This is a genomic window from Gammaproteobacteria bacterium, from assembly GCA_041395445.1.
Classification (GTDB): Bacteria; Pseudomonadota; Gammaproteobacteria; order Xanthomonadales; family Marinicellaceae; genus NORP309.
In genome coordinates this window covers 614,714-630,363 of sequence record JAWLAO010000001.1, presented here as the reverse complement: position 1 = coordinate 630,363, position 15,650 = coordinate 614,714, and the positions used below count along the sequence as shown (strand labels likewise).

The window sequence follows — 15,650 nt, the reverse complement described above, 5'->3', positions numbered from 1 at the left end:
GTCGGGAGAATACAGTGAAAGATTTACTTAAACTATTCAATCCTCAAAAAGAAGTACAGGAATTTGATGCTATTAAAGCCAGTTTAGCTCCTCCTGAGTTGATTCGTTCTTGGTCTTATGGTGAGGTGAAAAAACCTGAGACTATCAATTACAGAACATTCAAACCGGAACGTGACGGTTTATTCTGTGCGGCGATTTTCGGACCAACAAAAGATTACGAATGTTTGTGTGGCAAATACAAACGCATGAAACATCGTGGTGTGGTCTGTGAAAAATGTGGCACGGAAGTAACTTTGTCAAAAGTGCGTCGTGAAAGAATGGGGCATATTGCTTTAGCAAGCCCGGTTGCGCATATCTGGTTTTTGAAATCATTACCATCAAGAATTGGTTTGATGCTGGAAATGACTTTAAGAGAAATCGAAAGAATTCTTTATTTTGAATCATTTGTAGTTACCGATCCGGGCATGACAGACCTTGAAAAAGGCACGTTATTGACTGACGAACAATACACCAATGCGATTGAAGCCTGGGGCGATGAGTTTAAAGCAAAAATGGGCGCAGAAGCCATTTATGATTTGCTGAAAGATATTAATTTGAACAAACAGCTGGTTCAGTTCCACGAAGAAATCGAATCCACTCGTTCAGTTACAAAGATTAAAAGATTGTCAAAACGAATCAAACTGTTTGATTCATTTGTGAAATCAGGAAACCGTCCTGAGCACATGATTATGACAGTTCTACCGGTTCTTCCACCGGAACTTAGACCGTTGGTTCCTCTGGATGGCGGACGTTTTGCAACATCGGATTTGAATGATTTGTATCGTCGAGTTATTAACAGAAACAATCGTTTGCGCCGTTTGTTGGACTTGCACGCTCCTGACATTATTGTTCGTAACGAAAAAAGAATGCTACAAGAGTCTGTGGATGCGTTGCTGGATAATGGCAGAAGAGGTAGAGCAATCACTGGTACGAATAAACGTCCATTGAAATCCCTTGCGGATATGATTAAAGGGAAACAAGGTCGTTTCCGTCAGAACTTACTTGGAAAACGTGTGGATTATTCTGGTCGTTCCGTTATTGTGGTTGGTCCAACGTTGAAATTACATCAATGCGGTCTTCCAAAGAAAATGGCTCTGGAACTGTTCAAGCCTTTCATCTTAGGCAAATTGTTGCAATATGATTATGTTTCAACAATCAAGGCAGCTAAGAAGAGTGTTGAAGACGAGACTCCGGAAGTTTGGGACATTTTGGCACAAGTTATTCGTGAACATCCGGTTCTGTTAAACCGTGCACCAACTCTTCACAGATTAGGTATTCAGGCATTTGAACCAATTTTGATTGAAGGTAAAGCCATTCAGCTTCATCCTTTGGTTTGTACCGCGTTCAATGCCGACTTCGACGGTGACCAAATGGCGGTTCATGTGCCACTATCAATTGAGGCACAGTTGGAAGCCAGAACATTGATGATGTCAACAAATAACATATTGTCTCCAGCTAGTGGTGAGCCAATTATTGTACCTTCTCAAGACGTTGTGTTGGGTCTGTATTATATGACTCGTGCTTTGGTCAATCAACCGGGTGAGGGCATGATTTTTGCCGATCCGGATGAAGCGCAAAGAGCTTATGACAATGAAAAAGTCACATTGCAAGCCAAAGTAAAAGTCAGATTGCCTGTTGATAAAGTCAATGAAGACGATGAACAGCAATATGAATTGGTCGAAACAACAGTTGGTCGTGCAATTTTGCATAGAATTTTGCCTAAAGGTTTAGGTTTCGAAAACATTAATGTTGTTCTGACTAAGAAAAACATTTCTAAGTTGTTGAATATCTGTTATCACAAAATGGGTGTGAAAGAAACGGTTATTTTTGCGGACCAATTAATGTACACCGGTTTCCGTTTTGCAACTTATTCTGGTATGTCAATCGGTGTTGACGATTTGATTATTCCTGAAGAAAAGAAAGATATTCTGGCTGAGTCTGAGAAAGAAGTTCTGGCAATTCAAGGTCAGTATTCATCCGGATTGGTTACAGCTGGCGAAAGATATAACAAGGTGATTGATATCTGGTCCAGAGCTAATGAAGAAGTCGCTAAATCGATGATGAAAGCATTAGGAACAGATGAAGTTGAAACCAAAGATGGTAAAAAAGTCAGTCAGGACTCAATGAACTCAGTATTTGTGATGGCTGATTCTGGAGCCAGGGGTTCCCCGGCTCAAATGAGACAGTTGTCAGGGATGCGTGGCTTGATGGCGAAACCGGATGGTTCGATTATTGAATCACCAATTAAAGCTAACTTCAGGGAAGGTCTTGACGTTATGCAATACTTTATTTCAACTCACGGTGCACGTAAAGGTTTGGCTGATACTGCTCTGAAAACTGCAAACTCAGGTTATTTAACAAGACGTTTGGTTGATGTGGCGCAAGACGTGGTTGTAACTAGTCAGGATTGTGGCACAATTGATGGAATGAATCTTCAAGCCATTATTTCCGGTGGAGAAGTTGTTCAGTCATTAGGCTCAAGAGTTTTGGGTCGTGTGGTTGCTGAAGATATTTTTGCCAGAGATGCTGATGACAAACCATTGATTCCTCAAGGTACATTGATTGATGAAGAAACTGTCAGTTTGATTGAAGAAACAGGGATAGATACTATCAAAGTTCGTTCTCCAATAACTTGTGAAGCAGAGTCCGGTATTTGTGCAAGATGTTATGGTCGTGATTTGGCCAGAGGTCATTTCGTGAGTATTGGTGAGTCTGTAGGTGTTGTAGCTGCTCAAAGTATTGGTGAGCCTGGTACTCAGTTGACAATGAGAACCTTCCATATCGGTGGTGTGGCATCTAAACAAGCAGCAAACAATCAAATTCAGATTAAATCAGATGGTGTTGTGAGACTTCATAACATTAAAACTGTTAAGAATGTTGATAAAAAGCTGGTTGCAATTTCTCGTTCCGGTGAGTTATCAATTCACGAAGCATCGGGAAGAGAGAAAGAGCGTTATAAAATTCCTTATGGTGCAATCATTGATGTCAACGAAGGGGCGAAAGTTAAAGGTGGAGATGTTCTCGTTACATGGGATCCTCATACTCACCCAATTGTAACTGAGGTTGCTGGTATCGTTAACTTCATAGACTTCCAGGACAACGTAACAGTACAGGAACAAGTGGATGACTTGACAGGATTAACTAGTTTCGTGATTACCGATCCTAAAACCAGAGGTTCAAGAGGAAAGGATATGAGACCGATGATTCGTTTGGAAAACAAACGAGGCAAACCGGTTATGATTCCGGGAACTGAAATCCCGGCTCAATATTTCCTCCCTCCGGGAGCAACAATTAATATTCAAAATAAACAGGAAGTTAATGTTGGTGATTTCTTGGCTAAGATTCCACAAGAATCAAGTAGAAACAGAGATATTACCGGTGGTCTGCCAAGGGTTGCTGACTTGTTTGAAGCAAGAAAGCCAAAAGATGCGGCATTACAAGCTGAGGCAGCAGGAATTATTTCTTTCGGAAAAGAAACCAAGAGTAAAAATAGATTGGTTATCACCACAAAAGATGGAGAGCAAGTAGAAACTTTAATTCCTAAGTGGAGACAAATCATCGTCTTCGAAGGTGAGCATGTAGAAAAAGGTGAGGTCATTGTTGAAGGCGAGCCAAATCCGCATGACATTCTTCGATTACAAGGTGTTGAAGCTTTGGCGCATTATTTGGTGAATGAGATTCAAGATGTTTACCGTTTACAAGGTGTGGGAATTGACGATAAACATATCGAAACGATTATCAGGCAAATGTTGAGAAAAGTTGAGATTGTTTCTCCGGGTGATTCCGATTTATTGAAATCTGAGCATGTATCTTTGAAAGAAGTATTGACAACCAATAAGGAAATTATTAAGAAAGATGGTGTTCCTGTGGCTTATGAGTTGCTATTGCTAGGTATTACAAAAGCATCCTTGGCGACAGAATCATTTATTTCAGCGGCGTCCTTCCAAGAGACTACAAGAGTTCTGACAGAGGCTTCTGTAAGAGGTACTAAAGACAGTCTCAGGGGATTAAAAGAGAATGTGATTGTTGGACGTTTGATTCCGGCAGGTACAGGTTTGGCGTATCATCAAGAGCGTAGAAAATCCAGAGAAACAGAATTAAAAATGGATCTAATGGCTATTGAAGAGCAGTCAATTTTTGAAGAAAGTGACGGCGAAGGTTTGATTGAAGAATAAATCAATTGACTCTGATTTCATTTCAACAACAGTAAAGATGTAATAAAAATAAAAATATATTGCATCATTACTTGACTAAAAACGGGGGAGTCACTAAAATCCCCGTTCTTAATTTTGACGGGCTGGTTTTCGCCAGCCTGTCTTTTGTTTTCTATAGGGTAAAGAAAAAATATGGCAACTATAAACCAATTAGTAAGAAAGCCTAGAAAGCCAAAGGCGTATAAAACTAATGTACCGGCTTTGGAAGCGTGTCCACAAAAGAGAGGAGTTTGTTCTCGTGTTTATACAACGACTCCAAAAAAACCAAACTCTGCTTTGCGTAAAGTGGCTCGTGTGAGATTGACAAATGGTTTTGAAGTTACAAGTTATATCGGTGGTGAAGGTCATAACCTGCAAGAGCACTCGATTGTGTTAATTAGAGGTGGTCGTGTTAAAGACTTACCTGGTGTGAGGTATCACATTGTTCGTGGTGCTTTGGATACTGCTGGTGTGAATGACAGAAAACAAGGTCGTTCTAAATACGGAACTAAGCGTCCTAAGAAATAAAGGTTAATTTGAAATGTCTAGAAAAAGAAGAAATTTTGCTCGTGAAGTGCTGCCTGATCCTAAGTTTGGAAGTCAGTTGGTTGGAAAGTTCATGAACATGGTGATGGTTGATGGCAAGAAGTCAGTGGCAGAAAAAATTGTTTATGGCGCATTGGATGGAATCGTAGAAAAAGAAAAAGGTGATGCGGTTGAGTTGTGTGAAGCGGCATTATCAAAAGTTAAGCCATTAGTTGAGGTTAAATCACGTCGTGTTGGTGGTGCAACTTATCAGGTTCCTATGGAAGTTCGCCCAAAAAGACAAATGGCGTTGGCTATGCGTTGGGTGATTGAGGCTGCAAGAAAACGTGGCGAAGATAGTATGCCTGCTAAATTGGCAGCTGAGCTTTCTGACGCGTTGCATGATCGCGGAGCTGCAATGAAAAAACGTGAGGATACTCACAAAATGGCTGAAGCGAACAGAGCTTTTGCTCACTACAGATGGTAGTAAATTAGTTATATAAAAAAATAAAAAACTGGAATAAGGTCATGGCGAGAGCAACTCCTATCGAAAGGTATCGAAATATTGGGATTATGGCTCATATTGACGCAGGGAAAACGACCACGACGGAGCGTATTTTATATTATACAGGAGTGTCTCACAAAATCGGTGAGGTTCATGATGGAAATGCTACGATGGATTGGATGGAGCAAGAGCAGGAGAGAGGTATTACCATTACCTCTGCTGCAACAACTTGTTTCTGGAGCGGAATGGACGGTAGTTTTGATAGTCATAGAATAAATATTATTGATACACCGGGTCATGTTGACTTTACGATTGAGGTTGAAAGATCGTTAAGGGTTCTTGATGCGGCTGTAGCTGTTTTTTGTGCGGTAGGAGGTGTTGAGCCTCAGTCGGAAACAGTTTGGAGGCAGGCGGATAGGTATCATGTTCCTAGGTTGGCTTTCATCAATAAAATGGACCGTGTTGGCGCAGATTTTGATAGAGTTGTTGACAATGTAAGAAATCGTTTAGGTGCAAATGCTGTTCCTTTGCAAATGCCGATCGGTGCGGAAGAAAACTTTAAAGGAATAATAGACTTGCTTAAGATGAAGGTGGTTTATTGGAACGAAGACGACATGGGTGTTGCTTTTGAAGAGAAAGAAATTCCGGATGAAATGTTGTCAGATGCTGAATTGGCGAGAGAGTTTGTTGTTGAAACAGCGGCTGAGGCAGATGAATACTTGATGGATAAGTATTTAGAGCAAGGTGAATTGTCAATTGATGAGATTGTTAAAGGATTAAGAAAGAGAACGATAAATAACGAGATTGTTTGTTGTTTGTGTGGGACGGCCTTTAAAAACAAAGGTGTGCAATCCGTTTTGGACAAGGTTGTTGAGTTGTTGCCATCTCCGTTGGATGTGCCGGCTATAAAAGGAGTTGTTGGTGAAGATTCTGAGGATGTGGTTGAAAGACATGCTTCTGATGATGAGCCATTTTCAGCATTGGTTTTTAAAATCGCAACAGATCAGTTTGTTGGTTCGTTGTCTTTTTTAAGAGTTTATTCAGGAATTGTGAAAACCGGTGATATGGTTTTCAATCCAGTGAAAAATGCTAAAGAAAGAATAGGTCGTTTGTTGCAAATGCACTCGAACTCTCGTGAAGAAATCAAAGAAGTGAGAGCGGGTGATATTGCGGCAGTTGTTGGTATGAAGGATGTAACAACCGGAGATACCTTGTGTGCGATGAACGCGCCAATTATTCTGGAAAAAATGCAATTTCCAGAACCGGTGATTTCGGTTGCAGTTGAGCCTAAAACAACTGCTGACCAAGAAAAAATGGCAATGGCTCTATCTCGATTGGCTCAGGAAGACCCGTCTTTTCGGGTGAGTACAGATGATGAGTCCGGCCAAACGATTATATCGGGAATGGGTGAGCTTCATCTTGATATTATTGTTGATAGGATGAGAAGGGAGTTTAAAGTTAATGCAAATGTTGGTAATCCTCAGGTGGCATACCGGGAAACAATTGCTAAAACTGTAGAGCAAGAAACAAAATTTGTTAAGCAGTCAGGTGGAAAAGGTCAATATGCGCATGTCAAAATTCGCATTGAGCCATTAAAACAAGGAGAAGGTTTTGAGTTTGTTGATGAAATTAAAGGTGGTGTGATTCCTAGGGAGTTTATTCCATCAGTAAATAAAGGTGTTCGTGAGCAAATGGAAAATGGTGTGCTTGCAGGATACCCTGTTGTTGACTGTAGGGTTACTTTATATGACGGATCGTTTCATGATGTGGATTCGAGTGAAATGGCTTTTAAAATAGCAGGTGCTATGGCGTTTAGAAACGGTGCATTGGAAGCTAAGCCGACTCTTTTAGAGCCTGTTATGAAAGTTGAAATTGTCACTCCCGAAGAATATATGGGAGATGTTGTGGGCGATGTGAGTCGTCGCAGAGGAAACTTAGAAGGAATGGACGATTCTGTTTCCGGAAAAATTATTCGCTGTTTTATACCGTTATCAGAGATGTTTGGTTATGCAACAGCATTAAGGTCTGCTACACAAGGTAGAGCAGCCTATTCGATGGAATTTGATCACTATCAGCCTGCTGCTGATAGTGTTATGAAAGATTTGGTACAACTATAATTTAGCAATAGAGAAAGAAAATGTCTAAAGAAAAATTTGAACGCAATAAGCCGCATGTTAATGTGGGAACGATTGGTCACGTTGATCATGGTAAAACAACTTTAACGGCAGCTTTAACAAAGGTTTCAGCTGAGAAGATTGGTGGCACATTTAAAGATTACGATCAAATTGATAATGCGCCGGAAGAAAGAGAGCGTGGTATTACGATCGCAACAGCTCACGTAGAGTACGAAACAGAAGGTCGTCACTATGCACACGTTGACTGTCCGGGTCATGCTGACTATGTTAAAAACATGATTACAGGTGCGGCACAGATGGACGGCGCGATATTAGTAGTATCAGCAGCAGATGGTCCGATGCCACAAACTCGTGAGCACATCTTGTTGGGTCGCCAGGTTGGTGTACCTTATATTCTTGTTTACATGAACAAATGTGACCAAGTTGATGACGAAGAGTTGTTGGAACTTGTTGAAATGGAAATTCGTGAATTGCTAAGTGATTATGACTTCCCTGGTGATGACACTCCAATGGTTAAAGGTTCTGCATTGAAAGCACTTGAAGGTGATATGAGTCCGATTGGTGTTCCTTCAATTGAAGCTCTTTTGGATGCTATGGATTCCTATTTCCCAGAGCCTGAGCGTGATGTTGACCAACCATTCTTGTTGCCAATCGAAGACGTATTCTCAATCTCAGGTCGTGGAACAGTAGTTACCGGTCGTGTTGAGCGTGGAATCGTTAAAGTTGGTGAAGAGTTAGAGATTGTTGGAATCAGAGAAACTAGGAAAACAGTTTGTACCGGTGTTGAAATGTTCCGTAAACTACTTGACGAAGGTCGTGCCGGTGATAACGTAGGTGTGTTGTTGCGTGGTACAAAACGTGATGAAGTTGAGCGTGGTCAAGTATTATCGCATCCTGGCAAAATTACACCACACACTGAATTTGAAGCTGAGGTTTATGTATTATCGAAAGATGAGGGTGGACGTCATACGCCATTCTTTAAAGGATACAGACCACAGTTTTACTTCCGTACAACTGACATTACTGGTGCAGTTGAATTACCGGAAGGAGTTGAGATGGTAATGCCTGGCGATAATATCAAGATGCGTATTACATTGATTAATCCTATTGCGATGGATGAAGGATTGCGTTTTGCGATTCGTGAAGGTGGTCGCACAGTAGGAGCTGGTGTTGTTTCTAAGATTTTTAAATAATTAGAACGGTACTTTAAAAAGAAATAAGATTTATTTTTCTATAGAGCGTTGCGAGAAGCGCGCTCTTAACTTAAGAGGCAACGGTAATGGCCGATCAAAAAATTAGAATAAGATTAAAGGCATTTGATCATAAGTTAATTGATCAATCTGCTGGAAGAATTGTTGAGACTGCAAAGCGCACAGGTGCTCAGGTGAAGGGTCCTATTCCTTTACCGACACGTATTGAGCGTTTTACGGTTTTGATATCTCCACATGTTAATAAAGATGCTCGTGATCAATATGAAATGAGAACGCACAAGCGTTTAGTTGATATTGTTGATCCTAACGATAAAACAGTAGATGCACTAATGAAATTAGATTTGGCAGCTGGTGTTGATGTTCAAATTCAACTATCTTAGAGGGTGTAAAAATGACTATTGGAATCATCGGACATAAAGTTGGAATGACTAGAGTTTTTAATGAAGACGGAAACTCTACTCCTGTAACAGTAATTAGCGTATCAGACAACACAGTTTCACAAGTAAAAACAGTTGAAACTGACGGTTATAATGCAATTCAAATTTCAACAGGCACAATTAAATCATCAAAAGTAAGCAAACCTCAAGCTGGACACTATGCGAAAGCAGGTGTTGAAGCTGGTTGTTTTGTCATGGAATTCAGAACAGACGATTCTTTTGAAGTTGGTGCTAAGTTGGATATTGCCATGTTTGAAGCGGGTCAAGCTGTTGATGTTAGCGGAAGATCTAAAGGTAAAGGCTTTCAAGGTCCAATCAAACGCTATAACTTCAGAACTCAAGATGCTACACATGGTAACTCAGTTTCACATAGAGCGCCAGGTTCAATCGGACAATGCCAAACTCCAGGTCGAGTTTTCAAAGGTAAAAAAATGGCCGGTCACATGGGTGACAGAAATGTTACTACACAAAACCTTGAAATAGTTAGAGTGGATTCTGAAAAAGGATTGATTCTGATTAAAGGTGCTGTACCCGGTGCGAAACAGTCACGTGTAATTATTAAACCGGCTGTGAAAGCATAAGGAGAGTATGATGGAAATTAAAGTAGCGGGCAAAAAATCAAAAATTGAAGTATCTGATGAAGTTTTTAACAGAGACTTTTCAGAAGCACTGGTTCATCAAGTCGTCACTGCTTATCTAGCAGGCGGTAGAGCCGGTACAAAAGCTCAAAAAAGTCGCTCTGATGTGAGTGGTGGTGGTAAGAAACCTTTTAAACAAAAAGGTACCGGTCGTGCGCGTGCGGGAACAATCCGCAGCCCGATTTGGGTTGGTGGTGGTAAAACATTTGCTGCGACACCGCGCGATCATTCACAAAAAGTGAATAAAAAAATGTATAGAGCCGGTATGAAATCAATTCTTTCTGAATTGACTCGTACAGAACGTCTGGTCTTTGTTAATAGTATTGATATCAAAGACGCAAAAACAAAAGATGCAGTTAAATTTTTAGCAAAACACGATATGAAAAGCGGAACAATCGTTGTTGACGAGCTAGACAGTAATGTTTTATTGGCAACAAGAAATATTCCGAATGTTTATGTGACTGATGTCAAATCATTAGATCCTGTCTCACTTGTTTCATCTGAGAAGGTTGTTATGACAATGGCTGCAGCAGAAAAAGTTCAGGAGTGGTTAGCATGAGTTTAAATAATGTTTACAATACTTTGTTGTCACCAGTTATCTCAGAAAAGAGTAACAGGGTTGGTGAACAATCAAACCAATATGTATTTAAAGTAGCCGTGTCTTCAAATAAAACTGATGTTAAAACAGCAGTCGAAAAACTTTTTGAAGTAAAAGTTGAAGATGTGAAAATCCTGAAGGTTAAAGGAAAAACTAAATCCTTTAGAGGTAAGCCTGGAAAAAGACCAGACTGGAAAAAGGCTTATGTAAGAGTGCAACAAGGTCAAATGATTGACTTTGGTGTGGCAGAATAATCTGGAGTAGATAATGGCAATTGTAGTATTAAAACCAACTTCACCGGGGCGCAGAAACTCAGCAAAAGTTCTGAGAAAAGGCCTGCACAAAGGAAGCCCATACGAAGCTCTGGTTGAGAAAAAATCGAAAACAGGCGGAAGAAATAATTTCGGACGTATAACCACACGTCACAAAGGTGGTGGTCATAAACAGCGTTATAGAATTATTGACTTCAAACGTACTAAAGAATCTATCAGTGCAAAAGTTGAAAGAATCGAATATGATCCGAATCGCACTGCGTACATTGCTTTGATTTGTTATGAAGACGGACAAAGAAGTTACATTATTGCTCCTAAAGGTTTAGAAGCTGGTATGAGCGTCGTTTCAGGAAACAATGCTCCGATTAAATTGGGTAATACACTACCGTTGAGCAATATTCCATTGGGTTCAGTAGTTCATTGTATTGAAATGAAACCGGGTAAAGGTGCGCAATTAGCAAGAAGTGCTGGAACAAGTGCGCAATTAGTTGCTCGTGCCGGTACTTATGCAACATTAAGATTGCGTTCCGGTGAGATGCGTAAAGTTCCTGTTAGTTGCAGAGCAACTTTGGGTGAAGTTTCAAATGGTGAGCACAACCTAGAGAAAATCGGTAAAGCCGGTGCAAGTCGTTGGAGAGGTGTAAGACCTACGGTTCGCGGTGTTGCCATGAACCCGGTAGACCATCCACACGGCGGTGGTGAAGGAAGAACCTCTGGTGGTCGTCATCCTGTAACTCCATGGGGTGTTAAGACTAAAGGTTATAAGACTAGAAAGAATAAACGTACAGATCAATATATTGTGCGTCGTAGAAATAAAAAATAGGTAAGCAGATATGCCACGTTCTTTAAAAAAAGGTCCTCACGTTGACCATCATTTAATGAAAAAAGTTCTCAAGGCAATTGATGAGAACAGTAAGCGTCCGATTCAAACATGGTCAAGAAGATCTATGATACTGCCTGAAATGGTAGGCTTGACAATTGCAGTTCATAACGGCAAACAACATGTTCCTGTATTGGTAACTGAAGAGATGGTAGGTCATAAGTTAGGTGAGTTTTCACCAACTCGTACCTTCAAAGGTCATGCGGCTGATAAAAAAGCTAAGAAGAGATAGGTGATGATGATGGAAGTTACAGCAAAACATATGAGAGCAGCAATTTCAGCACAAAAAGTGCGTTTGATTGCTAATCAAATCAGAGGTATGCAAGTTGAAGAAGCTGAAAAATTATTATCTTTTAGCCCTAAAAAAGCAGCTCATCTGGTGAAAAAAGTACTTATGTCAGCAGTTGCTAACGCTGAACATAATGAAGGTCTGGATGTTGATGATCTGTTTGTCAGTACCATCATGGTTGATGAAGGCCCGACTTTAAAACGTGGTAGAGCACGTGCTAAAGGACGAGGAACCAGAATATTAAAAAGAACTAGCCACATCACAGTGAAAGTGGCTGAAGCATCGTAAGGGTAGAGTTATGGGTCAAAAAGTACATCCAATAGGAATTAGGCTGGGTATTTCAAAACCTTGGAATGCACGTTGGTATGCTGAACAAGGTGATTTTTCAGATCAACTGATTAAAGATATCAAAGTAAGAAAATACCTGAGAAAAGAACTTGCAAATGCTTCGGTTTCAAAAATTGAAATTGAAAGACCTGCAAAAAATGCTCGTATTACAATTCATACAGCCAGACCGGGTATTGTGATTGGTAAGAAAGGTGAGGACATCGAAAAATTGAAACATGCAGTTTCAAAAATTATGGGTGTCCCAACGCATGTAAACGTTGCAGAAATAAGAAAACCTGAATTAGATGCTGATTTAATTGCTCAAGGTATTGCATCTCAGCTGGAAAGACGTATTATGTTCCGTCGCGCGATGAAGCGTGCTGTTTCCAGTGCAATGAGATTAGGTGCTTTAGGTATCAAAGTAGCAATTGCAGGCCGTTTAAATGGTGCTGAAATTGCTAGAACTGAATGGTATAGAGAAGGACGTGTTCCTTTGCATACATTCAGAGCTAATGTTGATTATGCAATGGGTAAAGCCTATACAACTTATGGTGTATTAGGAATTAAGGTTTGGGTTTACACCGGTGATGTGTTTGATTTAGAACAAACACAAGAAGAGGATAAACCAAAAGGTAAGAAACGGAGATAAACGATGCTGCAACCAAAAAGAACAAAATTCAGAAAGCAGCAAAAAGGTCGTAATCGCGGTCTTGCGCATGCTGGAAACAAAGTAAGCTTTGGTGAGTTTGGTCTAAAAGCCACTGCCAGAGGATTTATGACGGCTCGTCAAATCGAAGCTGGTCGTAGAGCAATTACCCGTCACGTTAGACGTGGTGGTAAATTATGGATAAGAGTATTTCCTGACAAACCAATAACCAGCAAACCGGTTGAGGTTCGTATGGGTAAAGGTAAAGGTAATGTTGAATATTGGGCAGCAGTCATTAAACCCGGAAGAGTTATTTATGAAATTCAAGGGGTTTCAGAAGATGTTGCAAAAGCGGCTTTTTCAAGAGCGGCTGCTAAGTTCCCATTTAGTACAACATTTGTGAAAAGAGTGGTGATGTAAATGAATGTTAAAGAATTAAAAGGTAAAAGCCTAGTCGAACTTAAAGAAAAGTTGGCTGAAATTCAAAAGCATCAATTTGATCTGAGAATGGCTAAAGGAAACGGACAGTTGACAAAAAATCATTTGTTAAAAGAAGCAAGACGCGACATTGCCAAAGTGAAAACATTAATCAAGCAGAATTTGATTGCAACAAAAGAAGCAGGTAACAAGTGATGACTACAGATAATAAAGTATTACGCGTTAAGCAAGGAATCGTTGTCAGTGACAAAATGGACAAAACTGTTACTGTTTTAATTGAGCGCAAAGAAAAGCATCCTATATATGGAAAGTTTATCAAACGTTCTAGTAAGATTCATGCTCATGACGAAGGGAATGATTATAAAGTTGGTGATAATGTAAGAATTACAGAAACACGCCCGTACTCAAAAACTAAATCATGGAAAGTGGTTGGTTTAGTTACTGATGCGCAATAACAAGGCCCATTGATTAAAGAGGTATAACCATGATTCAAATGCAAACAAGATTGGCCGTAGCAGATAACAGCGGCGCAAAAGAAGTAATGTGTATAAAGGTTCTGGGCGGCTCAAAAAGAAGATATGCTGGTATTGGCGATATTATCAAAGTGAGTGTGAAACAGGCAATTCCTCGCGGAAAAGTAAAAAAAGGCGAGGTTTATAACGCAGTTGTAGTAAGAACCAGAAAGGGCGTAAGAAGAAATGACGGGTCATTGATTCGCTTTGACGGCAATGCAGTAGTTATGCTCAATGCAAAACTAGATCCTATAGGAACTCGTATTTTCGGACCTGTAACAAGAGAATTACGTTCAGAAAAATTTATGAAAATAATTTCATTGGCTCCTGAAGTATTATAAAGGTATCAAAATGAAAAGAATTAAAAAAGGTGATGAAGTCATAGTAATTGCGGGTCGCAGTAAAGGCACTCGTGGTACTGTTTTGGAAGTATTGAAAGGTGACAAGTTGTTAGTTGATAATGTAAACATGGTTAAAAAACATGTTAAGGCAGATCCTAGCAATCCTGAAAAGCCAAGCGGAATTATTTCAAAAGAAGCTCCGATACATTTGTCGAACGTAATGTTGTTCAATGCAGCAACAGGAAAAGCTGACAAAGTGAGTTTCAAATATCTTGAAAACGGCAAAAAAATCAGAGTGTTTCGTTCAAGTGGCGAAGCAGTTGACGCATAAGTAGAGCAAAGATATGACTAGATTAGAAACATTTTATAAAGAAACAGTTGTTCCTCAGATGATGGAGAAGTTCAGCTACAAAAACATTATGGAAGTACCGAAATTAGTTAAAATCGGTTTAAACATGGGTGTAGGTGAAGCTGTTGGTAACAAGAAAATCCTGAATCATGCTTCAGAAGATATGGAGAAGATTTCCGGACAGAAACCGCTAATTACATACGCTAAAAAGTCTGTAGCCGGTTTTAAAATCAGAGATGGATGGCCAATCGGTTGTAAAGTCACTTTGCGTCGAAACAAAATGTATGAGTTTTTGGATAGATTGGTAAATATTTCAATTCCAAGGGTGAGAGATTTCCGTGGTTTGAGTCCAAAATCATTTGATGGCAGAGGTAACTATTCAATGGGAGTCAAAGAGCAAATTATTTTCCCTGAGATTGATTACGATAAAATTGATGAAATTCGTGGTATGGATATCACAATCGTTACAACTGCAAAAACAGATGAAGAAGCGAGAGCGTTATTGTCAGCTTTCAGTTTTCCTTTCAAAAGTAAATAGTGGTACAGAATTATGGCTAAACAATCAATGATTCAAAGAGATCTGAAAAGAGCTAGAATTGTAAACAAATATGCTAAGAAAAGAGCAGAACTAAAAGCGATTATTGCTGACGGTTCGACTTCTTATGAAGATATGATGGAAGCTCAGGTAAAATTACAAAAATTACCTAGAAATGCATCTCCTTCAAGAGTTAGAAACAGATGTCAGATTTCCGGAAGACCAAGAGGTTTTTACCGTAAATTTGGTCTGAGTAAGACACAATTGAGAGAAGCTGCTATGCGTGGTGATATTCCTGGTTTAACAAAAGCCAGCTGGTAAGTGTAGCAAATAAAAAAGTATAGAATACAGGAATAAAATTATGAGTATGACAGATCCAATTGCAGATATGCTGACACGCATAAGAAATGCACAATTAGTATCCAAAGCGTCGGTTACTTTTCCTGCTTCAAAAATGAAGAAAGGACTTTGTTCTGTTTTGCAAAAAGAAGGCTATATCAAATCTTTTGAAGTGATTGAAGCAGCAAACAGTGATACCGGCCATCAACAAATTAAAGTTAATTTGAAGTATTATCAAGGTAAACCCGTTATTGAATATATCAAGAGAGCCAGTAAACCAGGCTTGAGGTTATACAAAGGAAAAGATGAACTTCCTAAGGTTGACGCAGGTTTTGGTATTGCTATTATTTCAACATCCAAAGGATTGTTGACAGATTATGAAGCCAGACAAGCTGAAGTTGGCGGCGAAGTTATCTGCATTGTTAAGTAAGGAGAAATATA

General features: G+C 39.7%; 21 protein-coding genes. All 21 read left to right on the top strand.

Translation table 11 applies throughout. From position 1 onward, the window contains the following. Positions 1–14: 14 nt before the first annotated feature. The 21 genes from rpoC (at position 15) to rpsH (ending at position 15,639) form a co-directional block, all read left to right on the top strand. Positions 15–4,214, top strand: a complete 4,200-nt coding sequence (gene rpoC / locus R3F25_02955; protein MEZ5495777.1) for a DNA-directed RNA polymerase subunit beta' — start codon at positions 15–17, stop codon at positions 4,212–4,214. A 171-nt stretch (positions 4,215–4,385) separates the two neighbouring features. Then, positions 4,386–4,760, top strand: coding sequence for a 30S ribosomal protein S12 (rpsL, locus tag R3F25_02950; protein ID MEZ5495776.1), 375 nt, complete (start codon positions 4,386–4,388; stop codon positions 4,758–4,760). Positions 4,761–4,773: 13 nt separating this feature from the next. After that, a complete protein-coding gene (rpsG, locus tag R3F25_02945) occupies positions 4,774–5,244 on the top strand; it encodes a 30S ribosomal protein S7 (protein MEZ5495775.1) in 471 nt (156 codons plus the stop codon). A 41-nt stretch (positions 5,245–5,285) separates the two neighbouring features. Then, positions 5,286–7,379, top strand: a complete 2,094-nt coding sequence (fusA, locus tag R3F25_02940) for an elongation factor G (protein MEZ5495774.1) — start codon at positions 5,286–5,288, stop codon at positions 7,377–7,379. A 20-nt stretch (positions 7,380–7,399) separates the two neighbouring features. Further along, positions 7,400–8,590 (top strand): elongation factor Tu, encoded by a 1,191-nt coding sequence (tuf, locus tag R3F25_02935; protein MEZ5495773.1) that lies wholly within the window; start codon positions 7,400–7,402, stop codon positions 8,588–8,590. A gap of 86 nt (positions 8,591–8,676) precedes the next feature. Next, complete coding sequence (gene rpsJ / locus R3F25_02930) at positions 8,677–8,988, top strand: 30S ribosomal protein S10 (protein MEZ5495772.1); 312 nt, start codon at positions 8,677–8,679, stop codon at positions 8,986–8,988. Between the two features lie 11 nt (positions 8,989–8,999). Continuing rightward, on the top strand, positions 9,000–9,626 hold the full coding sequence (rplC, locus tag R3F25_02925; protein ID MEZ5495771.1) for a 50S ribosomal protein L3: 627 nt from the start codon (positions 9,000–9,002) through the stop codon (positions 9,624–9,626). 10 nt (positions 9,627–9,636) lie between these two features. Further along, entirely contained in the window at positions 9,637–10,242 is a 606-nt protein-coding gene (rplD, locus tag R3F25_02920; protein ID MEZ5495770.1) for a 50S ribosomal protein L4, read from the top strand. Then, the gene (gene rplW / locus R3F25_02915) at positions 10,239–10,535 is read left to right on the top strand and encodes a 50S ribosomal protein L23 (GenBank protein MEZ5495769.1); all 297 of its coding nucleotides are present in this window, start codon (positions 10,239–10,241) and stop codon (positions 10,533–10,535) included. The genes rplD and rplW overlap by 4 nt, the downstream gene beginning before the upstream one ends. A gap of 13 nt (positions 10,536–10,548) precedes the next feature. After that, entirely contained in the window at positions 10,549–11,376 is an 828-nt protein-coding gene (rplB, locus tag R3F25_02910; GenBank protein MEZ5495768.1) for a 50S ribosomal protein L2, read from the top strand. Between the two features lie 10 nt (positions 11,377–11,386). Further along, entirely contained in the window at positions 11,387–11,665 is a 279-nt protein-coding gene (gene rpsS, locus R3F25_02905) for a 30S ribosomal protein S19 (GenBank protein MEZ5495767.1), read from the top strand. Positions 11,666–11,674: 9 nt separating this feature from the next. Continuing rightward, a complete protein-coding gene (gene rplV / locus R3F25_02900) occupies positions 11,675–12,010 on the top strand; it encodes a 50S ribosomal protein L22 (protein ID MEZ5495766.1) in 336 nt (111 codons plus the stop codon). 10 nt (positions 12,011–12,020) lie between these two features. Then, on the top strand, positions 12,021–12,698 hold the full coding sequence (gene rpsC / locus R3F25_02895) for a 30S ribosomal protein S3 (protein MEZ5495765.1): 678 nt from the start codon (positions 12,021–12,023) through the stop codon (positions 12,696–12,698). A 3-nt stretch (positions 12,699–12,701) separates the two neighbouring features. Then, entirely contained in the window at positions 12,702–13,115 is a 414-nt protein-coding gene (rplP, locus tag R3F25_02890) for a 50S ribosomal protein L16 (GenBank protein ID MEZ5495764.1), read from the top strand. Next, the gene (rpmC, locus tag R3F25_02885) at positions 13,116–13,328 is read left to right on the top strand and encodes a 50S ribosomal protein L29 (protein MEZ5495763.1); all 213 of its coding nucleotides are present in this window, start codon (positions 13,116–13,118) and stop codon (positions 13,326–13,328) included. Next, positions 13,328–13,588 carry a 30S ribosomal protein S17 gene (rpsQ, locus tag R3F25_02880; GenBank protein MEZ5495762.1) on the top strand — a complete coding sequence of 87 codons (261 nt, stop codon included), beginning with the start codon at positions 13,328–13,330 and terminating at the stop codon, positions 13,586–13,588. Before rpmC ends, rpsQ begins: the two co-directional genes overlap by 1 nt. Positions 13,589–13,617: 29 nt before the next feature. After that, positions 13,618–13,986, top strand: coding sequence for a 50S ribosomal protein L14 (gene rplN, locus R3F25_02875; protein ID MEZ5495761.1), 369 nt, complete (start codon positions 13,618–13,620; stop codon positions 13,984–13,986). A 10-nt stretch (positions 13,987–13,996) separates the two neighbouring features. Continuing rightward, positions 13,997–14,317, top strand: coding sequence for a 50S ribosomal protein L24 (rplX, locus tag R3F25_02870; protein ID MEZ5495760.1), 321 nt, complete (start codon positions 13,997–13,999; stop codon positions 14,315–14,317). Between the two features lie 13 nt (positions 14,318–14,330). Continuing rightward, a complete protein-coding gene (rplE, locus tag R3F25_02865) occupies positions 14,331–14,873 on the top strand; it encodes a 50S ribosomal protein L5 (protein ID MEZ5495759.1) in 543 nt (180 codons plus the stop codon). Between the two features lie 12 nt (positions 14,874–14,885). Beyond that, a complete protein-coding gene (gene rpsN, locus R3F25_02860) occupies positions 14,886–15,191 on the top strand; it encodes a 30S ribosomal protein S14 (GenBank protein MEZ5495758.1) in 306 nt (101 codons plus the stop codon). 40 nt (positions 15,192–15,231) lie between these two features. After that, positions 15,232–15,639 (top strand): 30S ribosomal protein S8, encoded by a 408-nt coding sequence (gene rpsH, locus R3F25_02855; GenBank protein MEZ5495757.1) that lies wholly within the window; start codon positions 15,232–15,234, stop codon positions 15,637–15,639. Positions 15,640–15,650: the final 11 nt, after the last annotated feature.